Genomic DNA, 16,381 nt, shown 5'->3' on the forward strand with positions numbered 1-16,381 from the left:
GGCCCAGCGGCCCAGCGGCCCAGCGGCCCAGCGGCCCAGCGGCCCAGCGGCCCAGCGGCCCAGCGGCCCAGCGGCCCAGCGGCCCAGCGGCCCAGCGGCCCAGGACGCATTGTCATCGGCCGGGCGGGTCGGGACAACCTCGCGACACTCGGGGTTTCGACTCCGCCGGATAGGTCGGCCACCTAACGGCGATGCAGGTGCGCACTCGGCCGACGCATCGGGACCATCCGCAGCGCTCCAGGCCGGGGCACTCGCGGAACCGCACTTCAGCTGGGTGACGCCGAGGCCGCCCGAAAACGGCGATGCGCCGCGGCCGATCAACCGGCCGCGGCGCATCGAACTACGTACTACTTACCGCCCTGGCTCGCGACCGCGGCCGCTCCGGCGGCGGCCGCCTCCGGGTCCAGGTACTCCCGCGGACGCACCGGGCGCAGGTTCTCGTCCAGTTCGTAGCGCAGCGGGATGCCGGTCGGGATGTTCAGGCCCGCGATGTCTTCGTCGGAGATGTTGTCCAGGTGCTTGACCAGCGCGCGCAGCGAGTTGCCGTGCGCGGCGACCAGCACAGTCTTGCCGGTGAGCAGCTCCTTGGAGATGGTCGACTCCCAGTACGGGACCATCCGGTTCACCACGTCGAGCAGGCACTCGGTCTTGGGCACCTCGATGCCCGCGTACCGCGCGTCGCCTTCCTGGCTGTACTCGTTGGCCGGGTCGATCGGCGGCGGCGGGGTGTCGTAGCTGCGCCGCCACAACATGAACTGCTCGTCGCCGTACTTGTCGCGGATCTGCGCCTTGTTCTTGCCCTGCAGCTCGCCGTAGTGCCGCTCGTTGAGCCGCCAGTCGCGGATCACCGGGATCCAGTGCCGGTCGGCCGCGTCCAGCGCGATGTTCGCGGTGGAGATGGCCCGGCGCAGCAGCGAGGTGTAGACGATGTCGGGCAGGATGCCGTGCTCGGCGAGCAGCTCGCCCGCGCGCTTACCCTCGGCGATGCCCTTGTCGGTCAGGTGCACGTCCACCCAGCCGGTGAACAGGTTCAGGGCATTCCATTCGCTCTCGCCGTGGCGCAGCAACACGAGGGTGTACGTCATGACGGCCATCCTGCCACGCGCGGACCGCGCGCCGGAGCCCTGGTCAGGATGCCGGAGCGAGCGCGGTGAGCAGTCCGGCGCCGACCAGGGTGGCCTGATCGCCCAATTCCGAAGGGACTACGTGCAGGTCGCGCAGGAACTCGATGCGGGCGTGCGCGCCGAGGGCCTCCTGTAATGGTCGCCACAGTGGCTCACCGGACTGCGCGAAGCCGCCGCCGATCACCACCAGATCCACGTCGAGCAGCGCGGCCGCCGACGAGATCACCTGGCCCAGCGCGATTCCCGCGCGCCGCAGCGCCGCCTTGGCGATCCGGTCCCCCGCTTCGGCGTCGGCGGCCAGCTCGATGCCGGTGGTTCCGTGCCAGCCGCGCTCGCGCGCCCACCGCACCGAGGACGGGCCGCTGGCCACCGCCTCCACGCAGCCGACCCCGCCGCAGGCGCACGGGTCGGTCGACCCCGGCACGATCATGTGACCGATGTGCCCCGCGTTGCCGGTGTGCCCGACCGCGACCATCCCGCCGACGATCACACCGCCGCCGATCCCCGAGGACACCGTCATGGCCAGCGCGTCCGGCGTCTCCCGCGCCGCGCCGAAATGCCGCTCGGCCAGCGCCAGGCACACCCCGTCGATGGCGAAGCGCACCGTGGCGCCAGGAAACAGTTCCTGTACTGCGGGCACCAGCGCGAATCCGTCGCGCCACTCCGGGATATTGAGCGGGGTGGTGATCCCCGCGGGTGCGTCCACCGGACCGCACGAGCCGATGCCGACCAGGTCCACGTCGGATCCGTTGGCCGCGGCGAGCAACAGCCCGCGCACCGCCTCCCACACGCCGGTCTGCGGCACCTGGATGCGGCCTACCTCGTGCGTCATCCCGTCGGCCCCCACCAAGCCGACCGCGATCTTGGTCGCGCCGATGTCCAGAGCGAGAACGGTCATTCGAAACCCCCACTTCCCAACGCCACCGGACCGCCGCGTACGCGCGACGGTCCGGTGCCGAATGATCTTGCTGTGCGGTCGCCAACGGTAGTTGCCCGGCGGCAGCCGAGCACCATCAGGGCAAGCGCCCAGCGGCCTCTCGATACCTCCAGACCCATTAGGCGGGAGCCACTGGCAGCAATCGAGTTCGTCGGCAACAGTCGGCCGCTCCGCACGTCGGGCTCGTCGACCGGCGACCCGTTCGCACCGCCTCGGACACGCGGCATCCGTTCGGACTCCGGACGGAAGGCCAGTCGGTTGCCCCGCACCTTCGGACCGTCCGCTCGATGGCCGCTCGGCACCATCGAGTGCAGCAGCCGTGCCCGCCGGGAATCTCCGGATCGAGCACACACTCCAGCCGCTCGACACCGCGACCCGAGTCTTCGAGTCAGCCGGAGCGCCTCGGGATCGCTGGGCCGAACGCGCACCATCGGGTGCGAAAGTCAGGAGTTCTCGGAAGACTCGACCAGATGCTCGAACGGGAGCAGATTCTTCAACGACTCCCCGCGCGAGACCCGCCACTTCCATTCCTTCCGAATGGATTCCGCGAAGCCGAGTTCCAGCAGCACGTTGAAGTCGGCGTCCACCGCCTCCAGCACCTGGCCGAAGATGCGGTCGAGCTCGTCCTCGGTGACGGCGTGCGTGGCGATGCGGCCGACGAGGTAGATGTCGCCGACCCGGTCCAGCGTGTAGGCCACGCCGTAGAGGCGGCGGTTGCGGCGGAGCAGGAACTTGTAGACGCCCTCGAAGTTCTCGTCGGGCTTGCGGCAGACGAAGGATTCGATGCGCACGCCGTGTTTGCCGACGGTGAGCATCAGCGTCGTCTTCAGCTTGCGCTCACCGGGCAGCACGACGACGAAGACGTCCTCGCCCGGGCGGGTGTACTCGATCTCCCGATCACGCAGCGTCTCGTCGATCAGCCGCACGGTCGACTGGATCTCCGTCATCGGTGCACTCCCATCCGGCGCCGCCACAGCGCCCGCGATCTGGCCTGACCGCCCTCGCCGAGGAGCGCGGCACCGGACAGGTTAGTGCGTTCCGCGCCCGCCGCCACCGGTCCACCGCCCAGTTCGGTCTCGGGGAATCCGGCGAGCGCCGCGGCGTAGCTGGCGAGCAGCCCGTCGGCGGTGTGCTCCCAGGAGAAGTTCGTGGCGTGCGCGACCGCGCGGTGGGCCATCTCATCCAAACGCCCCGGCGCGTCCAACAGCGCGCCGAGCGCGGCGGCCCAGTCGGGAGTGCGGTGGCCGGGGACGAGCAGTCCGGTCTCGCCGTGCCGGACGGCGGTGCCGAGTCCGCCGACGTCGGCGGCGAGGACCGGGGTGCCGCTGGCCTGCGCCTCGATGGCGACCAAGCCGAAGGATTCGTTGTAGCTCGGCACCGCGACCAGGTCCGCGGCACGGTAGACCTGCACGAGACGGTCCGGCGGCTGCGGCGGCAGGAACGTCACGCGGTCGGTGATGCCGAGTTCGGACGCCAGCTCGATCAGCGCATCGGGGCGCTTCAGTCCGCTGCCGGACGCGCCGCCGACGATCAGCACCCGCAGATTGCGGTCCGGATCGGTGCGCAGCAATTCGGCGGCCGCACGGACGAGCACGTCGGGGGCTTTGAGTGGTTGGATGCGGCCGACGAAAGCGACGACCCGCTCATGGGCGGCAAGGCCGAGCTCGGCGCGGGCCGCGGCCTTGTCACCGGGACGGTAGCGGGCCAGGTCGGCTCCCGGCGGCACCACATCGATGCGCTCGGCGTCGGCGCCGTAGAGCTCGACGAGCTGACGCGCCTCTTCCGCGGTGTTGGCGACCATCCGGTCGGCCTCCGCGATGACCTGCTTCTCGCCGATCTCGCGGGTGACGGGCTCGGGGCAGTCGCCATCGGCCAACGCGGCGTTCTTCACCGCGGCAAGGGTGTGCGCGGTGTGGATCAGCGGCACCCGCCAGCGATCCCTGGCCAGCCAGCCGACCTGGCCGGACAACCAGTAGTGCGAGTGCACCAAGTCGTAGTGACCCGGCTGATGACGCGCCTCCTGGCGCAGCACCTCCGCGGTGAACGGACACAGCTGGGTGGGGAGATCGTGCTTGTCGAGTCCCTCGAACGGTCCGGCGACCACGTTGCGCACCAGCACCCCGGGCGCCGCCTCCTGAACCGGAGGGACGTTCGACGAGGTGGCGCGGGTGAAGATCTCGACTTCGGTCCCGCGTCGCGCCAGCTGGAGAGCCGTTTGCAGCACATAGACGTTCATGCCGCCCGCGTCACCGGTGCCCGGTTGCGCGAGTGGCGACGTGTGCACCGACAGCACGGCGATCCGGTTCGGCCGTTGGTCCGCACGTTGACTCACAACATCCATAGTGCACGGTGGATAACCGCCGCCGACGCCGCCTACCGGGCAAGTGAGAGTCATCACACAGCAAAAGGTGAGAGGGCTCACGAACCGCGCTGACCTGCGATTCGAATGTATGTGCGTACGTTCGCATCCATTCCGGCCATGCGCGGCCCAAGGGCGGGTCGCCACCCGCAGCACGCGCGTCGGCCGTGCGCGGTTGGCGAGGTCTCGCGCGCCCGCGACTACTGGTGCGAGCTCCCGAGCGTCGGATCGAGCCGGTCGAGCTTCGCCAGCGTCTCCGCGTTGTGGGCGGCGCGGGCGTCGGCGCTCTGCTTGGCGAGCAGGTCGCGGATCTCGATGAGCAGTTCGGTCTCGGTGGGCTCGGCCGCCTTGGTGGTGCCGAACCGGTTCTTCAGGGTCTTCATCGGCATGATGAGCACGAAGTAGAGGACCGCCGCGATCATCACGAAATCGATGAAGGCGGTGACGATCGGGCCGACGGCGATGAATGTCGCGGGCTTGCTCGGCACCAGGTGGAAGCCGAGGCCGAGCTCGTTGGCGTTGCCGAAAACGGCGAGCAACGGATTGACCACGCCCTTCGTCACCGCGGTAACCACCGCCGTGAACGCGGTGCCCATCACCACAGCCACGGCGAGGTCGATGACATTGCCGCGCATCAGGAACTCTTTGAAGCCCTTGAGCATGAGTCGAACAACTCCAATCCGGTGTAGCAAAGTTTCAGAAAAACGATCCGATGCTAACCGCCACTCCGCAACTCAGCGAATCCCCAGCAAACGCTCCCGCGGAACCTCACACCCACAACACCGGAATCCCACGCTCCCACACCCCCACCACACGCCCCACACAGCCACCGCCTATGTGTCGCGTGTGGAAAGTATGTGGCACGGCCGCCCAGACCGCAGAGCACGGCTCAGGAACGGCGTGCGAAGCGTCCGGGGTCGGCTTGGTCTCGCGGCTTGACGATGATTTGATCCAGGTTGACGTGCGGCGGTCGCGAGGCCACGAAACCGACGATCTCGGCGATGTCCGCCGCGACCAGCGGATCGATACCCTCGTATACCTTCGCCGCCCGCTCCGCGTCGCCCTCGAAACGCACCAGAGAGAACTCGGTCTCCACCGCGCCTGGCGCGATCTCGGTGAGCCGCACCGGCTTGCCGAGGAGTTCGCCACGCAGCGTGCGGTGCAGCACAGCCTGGGCGTGCTTGGCCGAGGTGTAACCGGAACCGTTGTCGTAGGCGTGGAACGCGGCGACCGAGGTGATGGTGACGATCAGGCCGTCGCCGGAGGCGATCAGCTTGGGCAGCAACGCCTTCGTGACGCGCAGCGTGCCGAGCACGTTGGTCTCCCACATCCAGCGCCAGTCGTCCAGGTCGGCTTCGCTCACGGGCGCAAGGCCTTTCGCGCCACCGGCGTTGTTGACCAGCACATCGACCGACGGCACGGCGTCGGTGAAGGCCGCGACCGACTCCTCCGAGGTGACGTCGAGTTCCACTGCGGTGCCGCCGATCTCGTCGGCCAGCGCGCGCAGCCGGTCGAGCCTGCGCGCGCCGACGTATACGTGATAGCCCTGCGCGGCGAGTTCCCGCGCGGTGGCTTCCCCGATGCCGGAACTGGCTCCCGTGACGACGGCGGTGCGATTGCTCATGGGGGCGAGTTTAGGGCGTACCTCCGCCGTCGCTCCGGTCGTGCGCGATCTGTCGACGGGCTTCGCCCGGCAGCGCCGCTCGAGTGCGGGGTGTTTGCCGGTGTCACGCGCTACCGCACGGATCACCCGCGCGGAGCATCGGCGCCCGGCCTTACGCTGGGTGGCATGGCACTTCGGGAAGCGGTCAGCGCGGATGGCACCAGCATCGTCTATCGAATCGACGGACCCGCCGACGGACGGCCACTCGTCCTGGTGCACGGCTGGTCGGCGAGCCTGCGCTGTTGGGGCGGCGCGGCCGACGATCTGGCCGGCCGGTTCCGGGTGATCGCGATGGATCTGCGCGGTCACGGCTATTCCGGCGTCCCGGAGAACGGCTACGACGATCCCAAGAACTGGGCCGCCGACCTCGCCGCGGTCCTCGCGGCCGAGGGCATCGAGTCCGACGCTGTACTGCTCGGCTGGTCCTACGGCGGCATCGTGATCAGCGACTACCTCACCGCCTACGGCGCGGGCGCGGTGTCGGGCGTCGTATTCACCGGCTCTATGGCCAATATCGGGCGCGACGTACCCGGCGCCGCGACCGGACCCGCGATGCAGGAGGCCATCCCCGGCGTCTTCGAGGCGAGCGCGGGTCGCGCCACCAGGGCCTTCGCCGCGTTCGGCAACGCCAACACCGGCCCGGGCCCGGACAAGGGCGTGGACGCCCAGCGGCTGTTCGGCATCAGCCTTGCCACCCCGCCCGCGGTGCGCAAGGCGCTTTTCTACCGCTCTGTCGACAACACCGAAACCCTTCGCGCCCTCGACATTCCGGTCCTCGTGCTGCACGGCGACGCGGACCCCGTCGTCCCCATCGACAACGGCCGCTACATCGCCGAGAACACCCCGCGTGCGCGTACCTCGTTCTGGCCCGGTGCGCAGCACGGGTTGTTCATCGAGGACCGCCTGCGCTTCGTCACCGAGGTCACCGAGTTCATCGACAGTCTGTAGCGACCGGTGTGAGCGCGACCGGGCCCTACCGGGGCGGCCCCGGCGAGACCGGGGTGGCCGAGACGACCGGGGACGCGGACCCGTCCAGAGCCGACATCTTCTTCCAGGTCGCCCAGTCGATGGTCCAGTCGTAGAGGTCGCCGTCGGCCGCGGACAACGGGATCGAGGTGCCGGTGACCTCGACCGGGTCGCCGTAGCGCGCGGTCGGGAAGTACGCCTGGGCGTCGGCGGGCGAGAGGTTGATGCAGCCGTTGGTGACGTTCGCCGAGCCTTGCGCCGCAAGGGATTCCGGGTTGGCGTGGATGAATTCGCCGTTGTTGGAGATACGCACCGCCCAGCGTTCCCTGACGTTGGTGTAGTACGGCGGATTCGACATCAGGAAATCCTCGTACTTCTCGGTGACCACGTGGATGCCCGAGCGCGTCACGTTGCGCGGCTCGTTGCCCTGGCCGTAGCTCACGGCGAAATCGAAGACGGTCCGACCGTCCCGCACCACTCGCATCCGGTGGCTCGGCGCGTCGGCCTGCACGATCTGGCTGCGGCCGATGCGGAAGTCCGAGGTGAGGTCGGAGTAGCCGTAGTTCCCGCCGCCCAGGTCCAGTCCGTAGAGGTCGGCGGCGACGTGCACGGTGGTGCCCGGCGTCCAGTACTGCCTGGGCCGCCAGTGCACACGCGAACCGCCGTTGTCGTCAGGGAACCAGGCCCACGCGCCCTCGGTGGGCGGATCGGTGGTGACGGTCAGCGCCTTCTCCACCGCGGCCTTGTCGGTCACCGGGGACTTGAACTGGAGGATGATCGGGGCGGCGATGCCGACCTCTTGGCCGTCGCCGATGTTGACCGTCGCCGGGACGGTGCTCTTCGGCGCCAGCGTACGGAACGAGCCGTCGATCGGGACCGGCTTGCCGTCGGCGCCGACGGCGGTGCCCGACCATGTGTAGGTGGCGTCGTAGCCGAGCGGTTCGGTAATGCGGAAGGTGCGCTTGTCGGGGCTGAGCTCACCCTGCACCTGTTTGCCCGCCGCGTTGGTCAGCGCGACCTGGGCGATGGTCCCGTCGGCGACCGTCACGGTGACGGGCGCGACGGGGTTGACGTTCTCGTCGGCGTCGCCGGGGCTCATGGTCACTTCGGCCACCGGACCGGACGCGCCGCCGGACTTGTCGTCGCTGGAACAACCGGCCACCAGGGCGACCACGACGAGCAGGACAGCCGACACGGCGGCCACCGGTCGGCGGATCACGGGACGCTTGCTCACCGCATCGAATTTACGCCTGGCGAACGACCCGACCGGCCCGTTGCCTGGCGCACCGCGCATTTCGTGCGGTCAGGCGTATCTCCGCCTCGGCTGTGCGGTTCGGTCGTCCGACACGTCAGAGCGTGACGCCGACGGTGACGGGCTCGGGCTCGAGCCGAATGCCGAAACGCTCGGCCACGCCGTCGCGCACGGTGCGGGCCAGCGCGACCAGGTCCTCAGCGGTGGCGGCGCCCCGATTCGTCAGTGCCAGCGTGTGTTTCGTGGAGAGCCGGGCCGCGGCATCCGGGCCGGGGAAGCCCTTGGCGAAGCCCGCGCGTTCGATCAACCAGCCCGCGGAGAACTTCACGCCGTCCACGGCCGGGTAGGTCGGAATCGTGACATCACCCACGTGCGCCGTGATCGCGTTCCGCACCTCGGGCACGCGCGCGTGCGGGACCACCGGGTTGGTGAAGAACGAGCCCGCGCTCCAGGTGTCGTGATCGGCGGCGTCGAGCACCATGCCCTTGCCCCCGCGCAGGCGAAGCACCGCGTCCCGCACGTCCGCGGCGGGTCTGGTCTCGCCCTCGGTGGCGTCCAGGACTCTGGTCAGTTCGCCGTAGCGCAGCGGTGCGCTCGCCGCGCCCGCGTTCAGCGCGAAATCCACGTCGAGCACGACCGCGTCGTCGCGGTGCTTGAGCACGCTGGTGCGGTAGCCGAAGCCGAGTTCGGCGGGCTCCACCCAGCGAATCTCGCCGCTCGCGCGGTCGAGCAGCCGCACCCGGCGCAGCAGATCGGCCACCTCGACGCCGTAGGCGCCCACGTTCTGCACCGGCGTCGCGCCCGCGGAACCCGGTATGCCGGAAAGACATTCGAGACCGCCGAGACCGGCCGCCACGGTCGCGGCGACCACCGCGTCCCAGTTCGCGCCCGCCTCAGCGACGACGCCGTCCGCGCCGATCTCGACGCCCGCGGTCGCGATGCGCACCACGACGCCGTCGAACCCGTCGTCGCCGATGAGCAGGTTCGAGCCGCCCGCGAGCAGCAGCACCGGGATGCCCGCCGCGTCCAGCGCGCGCACCGTCGCCACCACGGACTGCGTCGAGGCGCACTCGGCGACCAGCGCGGGGCCGCCGACCCGTAGCGTGGTCAGCTCGGCAAGCCGCACCTCGTCGCGCACCAGCGCACCGGTGTCGGCCAGCACGTCGCGCGCCTGATCGGTCGCCACCACACGTGAAGTTCGCACGCTCCAGACGGTAGCGTGTCCAACCATGGCTACACCCTTGGCGTACACGGCCCGCTACTCCCACCCGGTCGCCGCCGTGCGCGCGGCCTTCGCCGACGAGCAGTACTGGAAGGACCGCATCGCCGAGGTCGGCGGACCGAACGCTCGCCTCGAGTCGGTCACCGTGGAGGGCGATCAGGTGCGCGTCGAGATGGTGCAGGCCATCGCCGCCGAACTGCTGCCGCCCGCCATCACCGCGGTGCGCCCCGGTGACCTGATCATCCCGCGCACCGAGAACTGGACCGGCGACACCGCCGCCTTCGACGTCCGCGTCGAGGGCGCCCCCGCCACCATGCGCGGCACCATCACCCTGACCGGCGACGACACCGCCGCCACCGCCACCCTCGACGGCAGCATCGAAGTGAAGGTCCCGCTCTTCGGCAGCAAGATCGAAGCCGCAATCCAGGAACGCCTCACCGAACTCCTCCAGTCGGAAGAGGAGTTCACCAACACCTGGCTGTCCCAGCACTGAGGATCGTGTGCTGACCGTCACCCAGTAACCTTTTTCGAATGGCACGCCGACTGGACTACTCCGCCCGCTACCCGCTGCACACCACCAAGGAGCTGTACGAGGCGCTGTCGACCCGCGAGTACTGGGAGGCGCGGGTCGCCGAGATGCGAAAGTACACGCCGGCCAACGAGGTGGTCAGCCACGAGGTGAGCGATTCCGGGATCGACGTGGTGCTGCATCACACCCTGCCGCGCGAGATGCTGCCGGAGATCGCGCAGACCGTGATGCGCAAGGACATGGTCATCACCCGCAAGGAGAGCTGGGGCCCGTACAACGGCGAGGAGACCGTCGGCAAGTTCTCGGCGTCGATTCCGGCCGGGCCGGGCAGCCTGAGCGGCACCATCAAGCTCTTCCCCACCGAAACCGGCTGCACCGTGCGCTTCTCCTCGGAGGCGAAGGTGTTCATCCCGATGGTCGGCCCGCGCCTCGAGCAGTTGATTCTGGTGAACCTCGTCGATCTGTTCCGTGGCGAGGCCGAGGAAACGGTGAAGTGGCTGGAAGAGCGAAACCCGACCAGCTGAGCAGACCTATCGGCACGATCACCAGGGGGACCACCGGCGTCAACCGGCTGCGGCGCAGCGACCGTTGGCTGATGCACGACGAGCTGGTCACCGCGCGCCTGTCGGCGGCGCCCGATCCGCTGGTGGTCGACCTCGGTTACGGCGCGAGTCCGTGGACCACCTTCGAGCTGGCGGGCAGGCTGCGCAGGGTGCGGCCGGACGTGCGGATGGTGGGTCTCGAAATCGATCCGGAGCGGGTGGTACCCGGTCGCGACGGCGTCACCTTCGCCAGGGGCGGTTTCGAGCTGGCCGGTCTGCGTCCCGTGCTGGTGCGCGCGTTCAACGTGCTGCGCCAGTACCCCGAGTCGGCCGTGCCGGACGCCTGGTCGACCATCCTCTCCGCCATGGCGCCCGACGGCCTGCTCGTCGACGGCACCTGTGACGAACTGGGCCGCCGCAGCGCCTGGGTGCTGCTGGACCGCACCGGCCCGCTCTCGCTGACGCTGGCGTGGGATCCGTTCACCGTCGAGCGCCCCTCCGACATCGCCGAGCGACTGCCTAAGGCGCTCATCCACCGGAATGTGCCCGGCGAACCGATCCACACCTTGCTCACCGCCGCCGACCGCGCGTACTCGCACGCCGCGCCGCTCGCTCCGTTCGGACCTCGGGTCCGCTGGCGTTCCGCCGCGGAACAGCTACGTGCGCAAGGGTTTCCGGTGCGGCAGTATCGCCGACGGATGCGCGACTGCGTGCTGTCGGTTCCGTGGTCGGTCGTCGCGCCCCTGGGTTGAGCCGGAACCACGTGCGAATGACCTGCGTTCGATCACCTCTGATCCGTGGGTCTTCTCCCGAGCACTCGGCAGGTTTCAGTCGGCGCGACATGTCGCGCCAACGCGGGCGGTGTTCGATACGCGGGGCTGACACGACCCCATTTCGCGAACTCGGCTTCTCCGGTAATTCGTTACGGCAGTCGCGGATTCACATCGAAGTACTCGATCGCGGGAGGGAGCGATCGTGGGGTCCTCACACCGAAACGGCGGGATGTTAGCCTGTATTGGCCTGTCCGCCATAGCATTCCGCCCAGGGTGCGGCACAACACGTGGGATGAGCAAGGGGGAAGCCGGTGGCTGAGCAGAATCCGACGACACCGGGCGGCAACGGACTATCGGTGATACTCGAACCGGCCGCGATCGCCGCCGTGAACGCGGAGAGTCGGAGTAGAGCGGCCACCGAGAATTTCGGCAGAACTCAGGAGCCCGTCTTGTTCACCAACGCGGTGGAGTCGGGGCCAGAGTTTCGAAAGATGATGTCGGACATGGCTCGATCGATCGAATTCGGCGCACCCGGTACCCCGCCGAGGGCGCTGCCGTTGGAGCTGCCATGACCTACCTCGCGCAACCGGCAGGAACGTCGGACACCACCGGTCGTCCAGCCATCGAATGCGACGCAACACGATCCGCGATCAGCGGCTGGGCCACACTGTGGTCCTACGTAGGAACGGCGGCGGGCATTGCGAGCTTGCCACTGGTCGTAGTCTGCATCGAACTCGGAGGGCCCGAGTATTCGCAGACGACACGGCAACTGGCCAGCCTCGGAACCACCTTTTCGATTCTGATGTTCACCATCGGAGGAATAATCGGCGCAACCATGTTGTGGACTGGTCGCCGCCTCCGAAAATCGCTGCGCAGGTACGCATGGACGGAATGGCAAATCGGCTATCTCAACCTGGGCAGTGGGTATGTGGAGCTTCGGGATTCCTCGGGATCCCCTGTCTCGCAACTCGTTCTGAGCACATTCAGGCGAGGCACGATCGCGAACTATGAAACGCAGACCTGTTGGTTCGCGGGCGATCCGATGAAATATGGAGCCATCTCGCGGCCGGGAGGCGGGACACCCCGTTACGCGTACCGATCCCCGGTTTCGAAATCCAACCTCGAGAAGGCCGGACTTCCCGCGGAGCAGGCGGCAAACGGGTTATGGAAGCTTCCGACCGGTCACCGCCCGAAAAGAAGCACCACTGAGAACAAGCCGCAAACAAGCACTACCGAGCACAAGCGGCACGGTGGCATCGATGATCCCGATTTCCCTTCACCGCGCCGTCTCCGGCGCACGCTGGCCTATCTTCTCGACATCGCGATTCACATTGCGACCGGGTTTGTCATCACTGGTGTCCGGAGCGGGGCGCTCTCGGCAGAAGTCAGCCCTCACGACTGGTCACTCACCACGGTGAATCCATTCGAGGTGTTTCTATGGTTCCTGGTTGCCTCCTTCATCGACCGGGTCATCCTCCAAGCGATCTGGCACACCACGATCGGCAAGGCGCCGTTCGGACTGGTGGTCATCGATCGGGAGACCGGCCGCTACCCCCGCCTGAGCAGATTGATCGGAGGCTGGTTCGCCATGTCCTACATTCTGCTCGAGTTCGTGGACAATCCCTCGTTCTATCTTCTTCCCGCGGTCCGGCGTCGAGATCTGCGCGATCGACACAATTCTTCGTCGACACCAGATACTTCGACCGTCGAGGCGAATCCCGGGAGAACCGCTATTCCGTGAGTAACCGCTCGCTTTACAGGGTTTTGCACGGCAAGCGCCGAACGGTGATCTGACCAGAGCCCGCTGGTTCAAGAGCAGCTGTGCGGCGTGCGTGGAAGTCGCCTACCTCGACAACGGCATGATCGGCGTCCGCGACTCCAAGAACCCGACCGGCCCGGCCCTGCTCTTCACCCCCGCCGAATGGGACTCCTTCACCGCTGGCGCCCGAGACGGGGAGTTCAACCGCCTGGACGTACCGGTCAGGCGAAGACGTCCTCGACAGAGGCGGCAGCCAAGACCCGGCCGATCCAGACTCGCACCTGGGCCGGATCCGCAGCGCGGACCGTGTCGACAACCCCCGCCGGAACTGCCCCGAACTTCAAGGTCAGCAGCTCGACAAGGGTATTGGCCCGTTCCTCGGCGCGCCCTTCAGCACGCCCTTCAGCACGCCCTTCGGCGCGGAGGCGTTCGGCGGTGGTCACGATGGCCTCCTTCGCTCAGGGACCGAGTCGGTGCCGGTCAGGCGAAGACATCCTCGACAGAGGCGGCAGCCAGGACCCGGCCGATCCAGACTCGCACCTGCGCCGGATCCGCAGCCCGGACCGTGTCGACAACCCCCGTTGATACCGGACCGAACTTCAAGGTCAGCAGCTCGACAAGGGTATTGGCCCGTTCCTCGGCGCGCCCTTCGGCGCGCCCTTCGGCCCATCCTTCGGCGCGCCCTTCAGCACGTCCTTCGGCGCGGAGGCGTTCGGCGGTGGTCACGATGGCCTCCTTCGCTCGGGGACCGAGTCGGTCGATGAGAGGGTCGAAGTCGATTGTAGCCATATCTCCGACGAGGAACAGGTACCTCGTGACGCAGTGAAATTCATCCTCACCGCGGGGGCCGTCGAGGATCGCTTGCAGGTCATCTGTCAACGCCAGCAGGTCGACACCGAGCCGAGTATTGCCGGGGGTGATCTTGTGCAGGATCAGCATGACCCGGGTCGCGGGAGTGAGGTCGCGATTTCGCAGGGCCCGCAAATCCAGCGCGGCGAGATCATCGAGCAGGAAACGCAGGCGCGGCAGATACGGGTCGAGCGCCGCGCGGGCTGCCGGGTCGAGATCGATGAGGTCGGCCAGTTCGGTCGGGGTGTTCCAGACGCGACCGGTGCCGTTGCTGTGGACCACCAGTGGAATCACCGCGGGCAGGGTGCTGGGCTTGTGGTGCGTGTCCAGATGGTGATTCCAGACTTTGACGAGGTAGTCCATCATCCGCAACGCCATGAATTGGTCGGGCCTGCTCTGATGTTCGACGAGGATGTAGATGTAGGCGTCGTGGTCGTCGAGACGGGTGCGGTAGAGGATGTCGGTGTAGCGGGAACGCAACTCCGGGGAGACGAAGCTGCCCGGTTGTAGTTCCAGCCGATCCCAATCGAGGCGGGTGGCAATGTCTTCCGGCAGTGCCGCGCGGATCTCACCGGCAGCGTCCGCGGGGCGGGACAAGACATGCCGGAAGTAGGCATCGTGTGGGTTCGACGGGACGGCGGGCATGGCAGCGAAACTACCGCCCGAACGGTCCCGCCGACCGGAAATCGCAGCGACACTTGGGAGGTCGGCTGTCCAGGTCGATCCACGTCGAGGAAGCTCTCCGTAGTCACGTTCCGCTGCCGAGTCCGGTCCGGGCAGCGGAGCCGACATCGGCACACAACTCTGGCGGTGTGTCCACCGTCAGGGCACGGTGCCCCGCATAGGTCGGTCGCCCCGAACAGGCGGCGCACCAGCCTGGATGGTCCCAGCTGTATGGAGCGCGGCGAACGGCGAGCCCGCCGTTCACTCGCGGCCGAGCAGCCCGCGTAGCTGCCCGGTCGCCATGGCGATCGGCAGGATGGAGCGCGGCTCGAACGGCAGCGACCAGAGCCCGCCATGCGCGGCGCCGCCCGCGAACAGCGATTCCGGGTTCGGATCGGCCGGGGCCGGATCGTTGAGGTCGGCGACCAGTTTGGCGGCGAGCAAGGTGCGTGCGGTGTCGGGTTCGAAGATCTCGATGCCGAAGCGATGCGCGCTGCGACACGCGGCGGCCAACGAGCGCTGGGACGACACAGCGCGTGTCCAGGTCGGCGGCGCGACGGTATAGGAGACCGTGTGTCCCGCATCGTGTGCGGCGATCGCGCGCCAGCGCAGAATCCGCTGGGCGAGGGCGTGATTCGGTCCTTGCGCCGGGAAGAGCGCGTCGGCGACCGACCAGCACGCGCCCTCGCCGTCGGTGACTCGGGTCCGGTAGTTGGGCCGATAGAGCGCGGATCGGGTGAGCGTGCGCAGCGCGTCTTGGGCGAGGCCGCGCGGCCCGCGACCGTGTAGCCGCGAATGCGCCTGGGCGATTACGGATTCCGGCACGGCGTAGCAGTCCGTCGGCGATCCGACTCCGGCCAGCGCGGTGTCGGGGCGCGCGCCGAGCAGATCGGCGGCGAGCAGGTCGAGGGCGACGGCGAGCCGGACACCGCCCGGCCCGCGTCGGGTGATGTACCCGCCGAACACCGGAAAAGTGTCCCCGCCGAGGTGTTCTCGAATCCAGGGCACGAGGGCGGGAAACTGGGTGGTGACGTCGGCGCCCGGCTGCCCGTCGATCAGCGGATAGCGCAGGACGCCCCCGCCCGCTTCGGCCTCCCCCACCAACTCGCGCCAGCGGGCGGGCCCCGGCCGCGCCACCGCGAGCACGTCGGCGCCCCAGCGCAGCAGCGGGCGCAACGGCGTCAGCTCACCCGCGCCGGCGACGACGACCCGAAACCCTGGCAGCGCCAACCACTCCGGATGATCGATCACCCGCTCCACCGCGGCCGCGAAACCCGGCTCCACTATGCCGCGCTGCCGCCAATCGGTCAGCTCGCGTTGCAACGTCTCCTCGGCGAGCACGGCGCCACGGAACGGAACCTCCAGGCGCCGTGCGGGTTTTCCGGTGCCGCGCGCGGTTCCCGTGTCCGGCCCGTCGGCGGCAACCGAGCCGATCTCCACACCGCGCAACGGTTCCACCGTGTATCCGGTGACGAAGCGCAGCAGATTCCGCGCGGCGCGCAGTCCTTCGCGCGCACTGCCCACCGACGCGTCGGGCGAGCTGGCCGCCAGCGCGGTCATCCCGCGGAACACCGGGCGGTATTGACGCGACCAGTCGCGGCAGGTCTCCACCCATTGCGCGAGATCGGCGTCGTAGCGGCGCACGGCGTCGGCGACCACGGCGGTCGCGAACATGTCGCCGACCCGGTCGGGCGCCCCGGACGGAAAGACGAGATCCCACCTACCCGCACCTACCGACCCCAT

At 68.6% G+C, this 16,381-nt stretch carries 16 protein-coding genes and 1 pseudogene; 6 read left to right on the plus strand and 11 right to left on the minus strand.

The window, feature by feature from the left end:
• Positions 1–347: 347 nt before the first annotated feature.
• The 6 genes from AB0H49_RS23030 to AB0H49_RS23055 form a co-directional block, all read right to left on the minus strand.
• The gene (locus AB0H49_RS23030; RefSeq protein WP_253811722.1) at positions 348–1,085 is read right to left on the minus strand and encodes a phosphoglyceromutase; all 738 of its coding nucleotides are present in this window, start codon (positions 1,083–1,085) and stop codon (positions 348–350) included.
• Between the two features lie 43 nt (positions 1,086–1,128).
• A complete protein-coding gene (locus AB0H49_RS23035; RefSeq protein ID WP_357254246.1) occupies positions 1,129–2,022 on the minus strand; it encodes an ROK family protein in 894 nt (297 codons plus the stop codon).
• A 482-nt stretch (positions 2,023–2,504) separates the two neighbouring features.
• Positions 2,505–3,008, minus strand: a complete 504-nt coding sequence (locus AB0H49_RS23040) for a YbjN domain-containing protein (protein ID WP_354998847.1) — start codon at positions 3,006–3,008, stop codon at positions 2,505–2,507.
• The gene (gene mshA / locus AB0H49_RS23045) at positions 3,005–4,402 is read right to left on the minus strand and encodes a D-inositol-3-phosphate glycosyltransferase (protein ID WP_357254248.1); all 1,398 of its coding nucleotides are present in this window, start codon (positions 4,400–4,402) and stop codon (positions 3,005–3,007) included. Before mshA ends, AB0H49_RS23040 begins: the two co-directional genes overlap by 4 nt.
• Positions 4,403–4,620: 218 nt before the next feature.
• Positions 4,621–5,082, minus strand: a complete 462-nt coding sequence (mscL, locus tag AB0H49_RS23050) for a large conductance mechanosensitive channel protein MscL (protein ID WP_354998845.1) — start codon at positions 5,080–5,082, stop codon at positions 4,621–4,623.
• A gap of 227 nt (positions 5,083–5,309) precedes the next feature.
• Complete coding sequence (locus tag AB0H49_RS23055; protein ID WP_357254250.1) at positions 5,310–6,044, minus strand: SDR family oxidoreductase; 735 nt, start codon at positions 6,042–6,044, stop codon at positions 5,310–5,312.
• Positions 6,045–6,209: 165 nt separating this feature from the next.
• Here AB0H49_RS23055 and AB0H49_RS23060 point away from each other — a divergent pair, with 165 nt between their 5' ends.
• Positions 6,210–7,031 carry an alpha/beta hydrolase gene (locus AB0H49_RS23060; RefSeq protein WP_357254252.1) on the plus strand — a complete coding sequence of 274 codons (822 nt, stop codon included), beginning with the start codon at positions 6,210–6,212 and terminating at the stop codon, positions 7,029–7,031.
• A gap of 25 nt (positions 7,032–7,056) precedes the next feature.
• On the opposite strand, the gene AB0H49_RS23065 is transcribed toward AB0H49_RS23060, so the two are convergent.
• Both AB0H49_RS23065 and AB0H49_RS23070 read right to left on the minus strand, forming a co-directional pair.
• Positions 7,057–8,283, minus strand: a complete 1,227-nt coding sequence (locus tag AB0H49_RS23065; protein WP_357254254.1) for an Ig-like domain-containing protein — start codon at positions 8,281–8,283, stop codon at positions 7,057–7,059.
• A 115-nt stretch (positions 8,284–8,398) separates the two neighbouring features.
• Positions 8,399–9,439 (minus strand): UDP-N-acetylmuramate dehydrogenase, encoded by a 1,041-nt coding sequence (locus AB0H49_RS23070; protein WP_357254550.1) that lies wholly within the window; start codon positions 9,437–9,439, stop codon positions 8,399–8,401.
• Between the two features lie 91 nt (positions 9,440–9,530).
• On the opposite strand from AB0H49_RS23070, the gene AB0H49_RS23075 reads away from it, so the two are divergent.
• The 5 genes and pseudogenes from AB0H49_RS23075 to AB0H49_RS23095 all read left to right on the plus strand — a co-directional run.
• Positions 9,531–10,016 carry a DUF2505 domain-containing protein gene (locus AB0H49_RS23075; RefSeq protein WP_357254256.1) on the plus strand — a complete coding sequence of 162 codons (486 nt, stop codon included), beginning with the start codon at positions 9,531–9,533 and terminating at the stop codon, positions 10,014–10,016.
• Positions 10,017–10,054: 38 nt separating this feature from the next.
• Positions 10,055–10,576: a DUF2505 domain-containing protein gene (locus AB0H49_RS23080; protein WP_354998840.1), complete on the plus strand. Its 522-nt coding sequence runs from the start codon at positions 10,055–10,057 to the stop codon at positions 10,574–10,576.
• On the plus strand, positions 10,546–11,346 hold the full coding sequence (locus AB0H49_RS23085) for a class I SAM-dependent methyltransferase (protein WP_354998839.1): 801 nt from the start codon (positions 10,546–10,548) through the stop codon (positions 11,344–11,346). Before AB0H49_RS23080 ends, AB0H49_RS23085 begins: the two co-directional genes overlap by 31 nt.
• Positions 11,347–11,935: 589 nt before the next feature.
• Entirely contained in the window at positions 11,936–13,108 is a 1,173-nt protein-coding gene (locus AB0H49_RS23090; protein ID WP_357254259.1) for an RDD family protein, read from the plus strand.
• Between the two features lie 49 nt (positions 13,109–13,157).
• Positions 13,158–13,304, plus strand: a pseudogene (locus AB0H49_RS23095) (DUF397 domain-containing protein); the annotation flags it as partial.
• A 43-nt stretch (positions 13,305–13,347) separates the two neighbouring features.
• Here the strand turns inward: AB0H49_RS23095 and AB0H49_RS23100 are convergent.
• The 3 genes from AB0H49_RS23100 to AB0H49_RS23110 form a co-directional block, all read right to left on the minus strand.
• Entirely contained in the window at positions 13,348–13,569 is a 222-nt protein-coding gene (locus AB0H49_RS23100; RefSeq protein WP_357254261.1) for a hypothetical protein, read from the minus strand.
• 37 nt (positions 13,570–13,606) lie between these two features.
• A complete protein-coding gene (locus AB0H49_RS23105; protein WP_357254263.1) occupies positions 13,607–14,620 on the minus strand; it encodes an Rpn family recombination-promoting nuclease/putative transposase in 1,014 nt (337 codons plus the stop codon).
• Between the two features lie 279 nt (positions 14,621–14,899).
• A complete protein-coding gene (locus AB0H49_RS23110; RefSeq protein ID WP_357254265.1) occupies positions 14,900–16,381 on the minus strand; it encodes a hypothetical protein in 1,482 nt (493 codons plus the stop codon).

Source organism: Nocardia sp. NPDC050713, assembly GCF_040654315.1.
In the GTDB taxonomy this organism is placed as follows: Bacteria; Actinomycetota; Actinomycetes; order Mycobacteriales; family Mycobacteriaceae; genus Nocardia.

Bases quoted from the DNA above. Each gene is read 5' to 3' on its own strand.
- AB0H49_RS23030 (WP_253811722.1), bottom strand. From the start codon at position 1,085: ATGACGTACACCCTCGTGTTGCTGCGCCACGGCGAGAGCGAATGGAAT.
- AB0H49_RS23035 (WP_357254246.1), bottom strand. From the start codon at position 2,022: ATGACCGTTCTCGCTCTGGACATCGGCGCGACCAAGATCGCGGTCGGC.
- AB0H49_RS23040 (WP_354998847.1), bottom strand. From the start codon at position 3,008: ATGACGGAGATCCAGTCGACCGTGCGGCTGATCGACGAGACGCTGCGT.
- mshA (WP_357254248.1), bottom strand. From the start codon at position 4,402: ATGGATGTTGTGAGTCAACGTGCGGACCAACGGCCGAACCGGATCGCC.
- mscL (WP_354998845.1), bottom strand. From the start codon at position 5,082: ATGCTCAAGGGCTTCAAAGAGTTCCTGATGCGCGGCAATGTCATCGAC.
- AB0H49_RS23055 (WP_357254250.1), bottom strand. From the start codon at position 6,044: ATGAGCAATCGCACCGCCGTCGTCACGGGAGCCAGTTCCGGCATCGGG.
- AB0H49_RS23060 (WP_357254252.1), top strand. From the start codon at position 6,210: ATGGCACTTCGGGAAGCGGTCAGCGCGGATGGCACCAGCATCGTCTAT.
- AB0H49_RS23075 (WP_357254256.1), top strand. From the start codon at position 9,531: ATGGCTACACCCTTGGCGTACACGGCCCGCTACTCCCACCCGGTCGCC.
- AB0H49_RS23080 (WP_354998840.1), top strand. From the start codon at position 10,055: ATGGCACGCCGACTGGACTACTCCGCCCGCTACCCGCTGCACACCACC.
- AB0H49_RS23090 (WP_357254259.1), top strand. From the start codon at position 11,936: ATGACCTACCTCGCGCAACCGGCAGGAACGTCGGACACCACCGGTCGT.
- AB0H49_RS23105 (WP_357254263.1), bottom strand. From the start codon at position 14,620: ATGCCCGCCGTCCCGTCGAACCCACACGATGCCTACTTCCGGCATGTC.
- AB0H49_RS23110 (WP_357254265.1), bottom strand. From the start codon at position 16,381: ATGGGGTCGGTAGGTGCGGGTAGGTGGGATCTCGTCTTTCCGTCCGGG.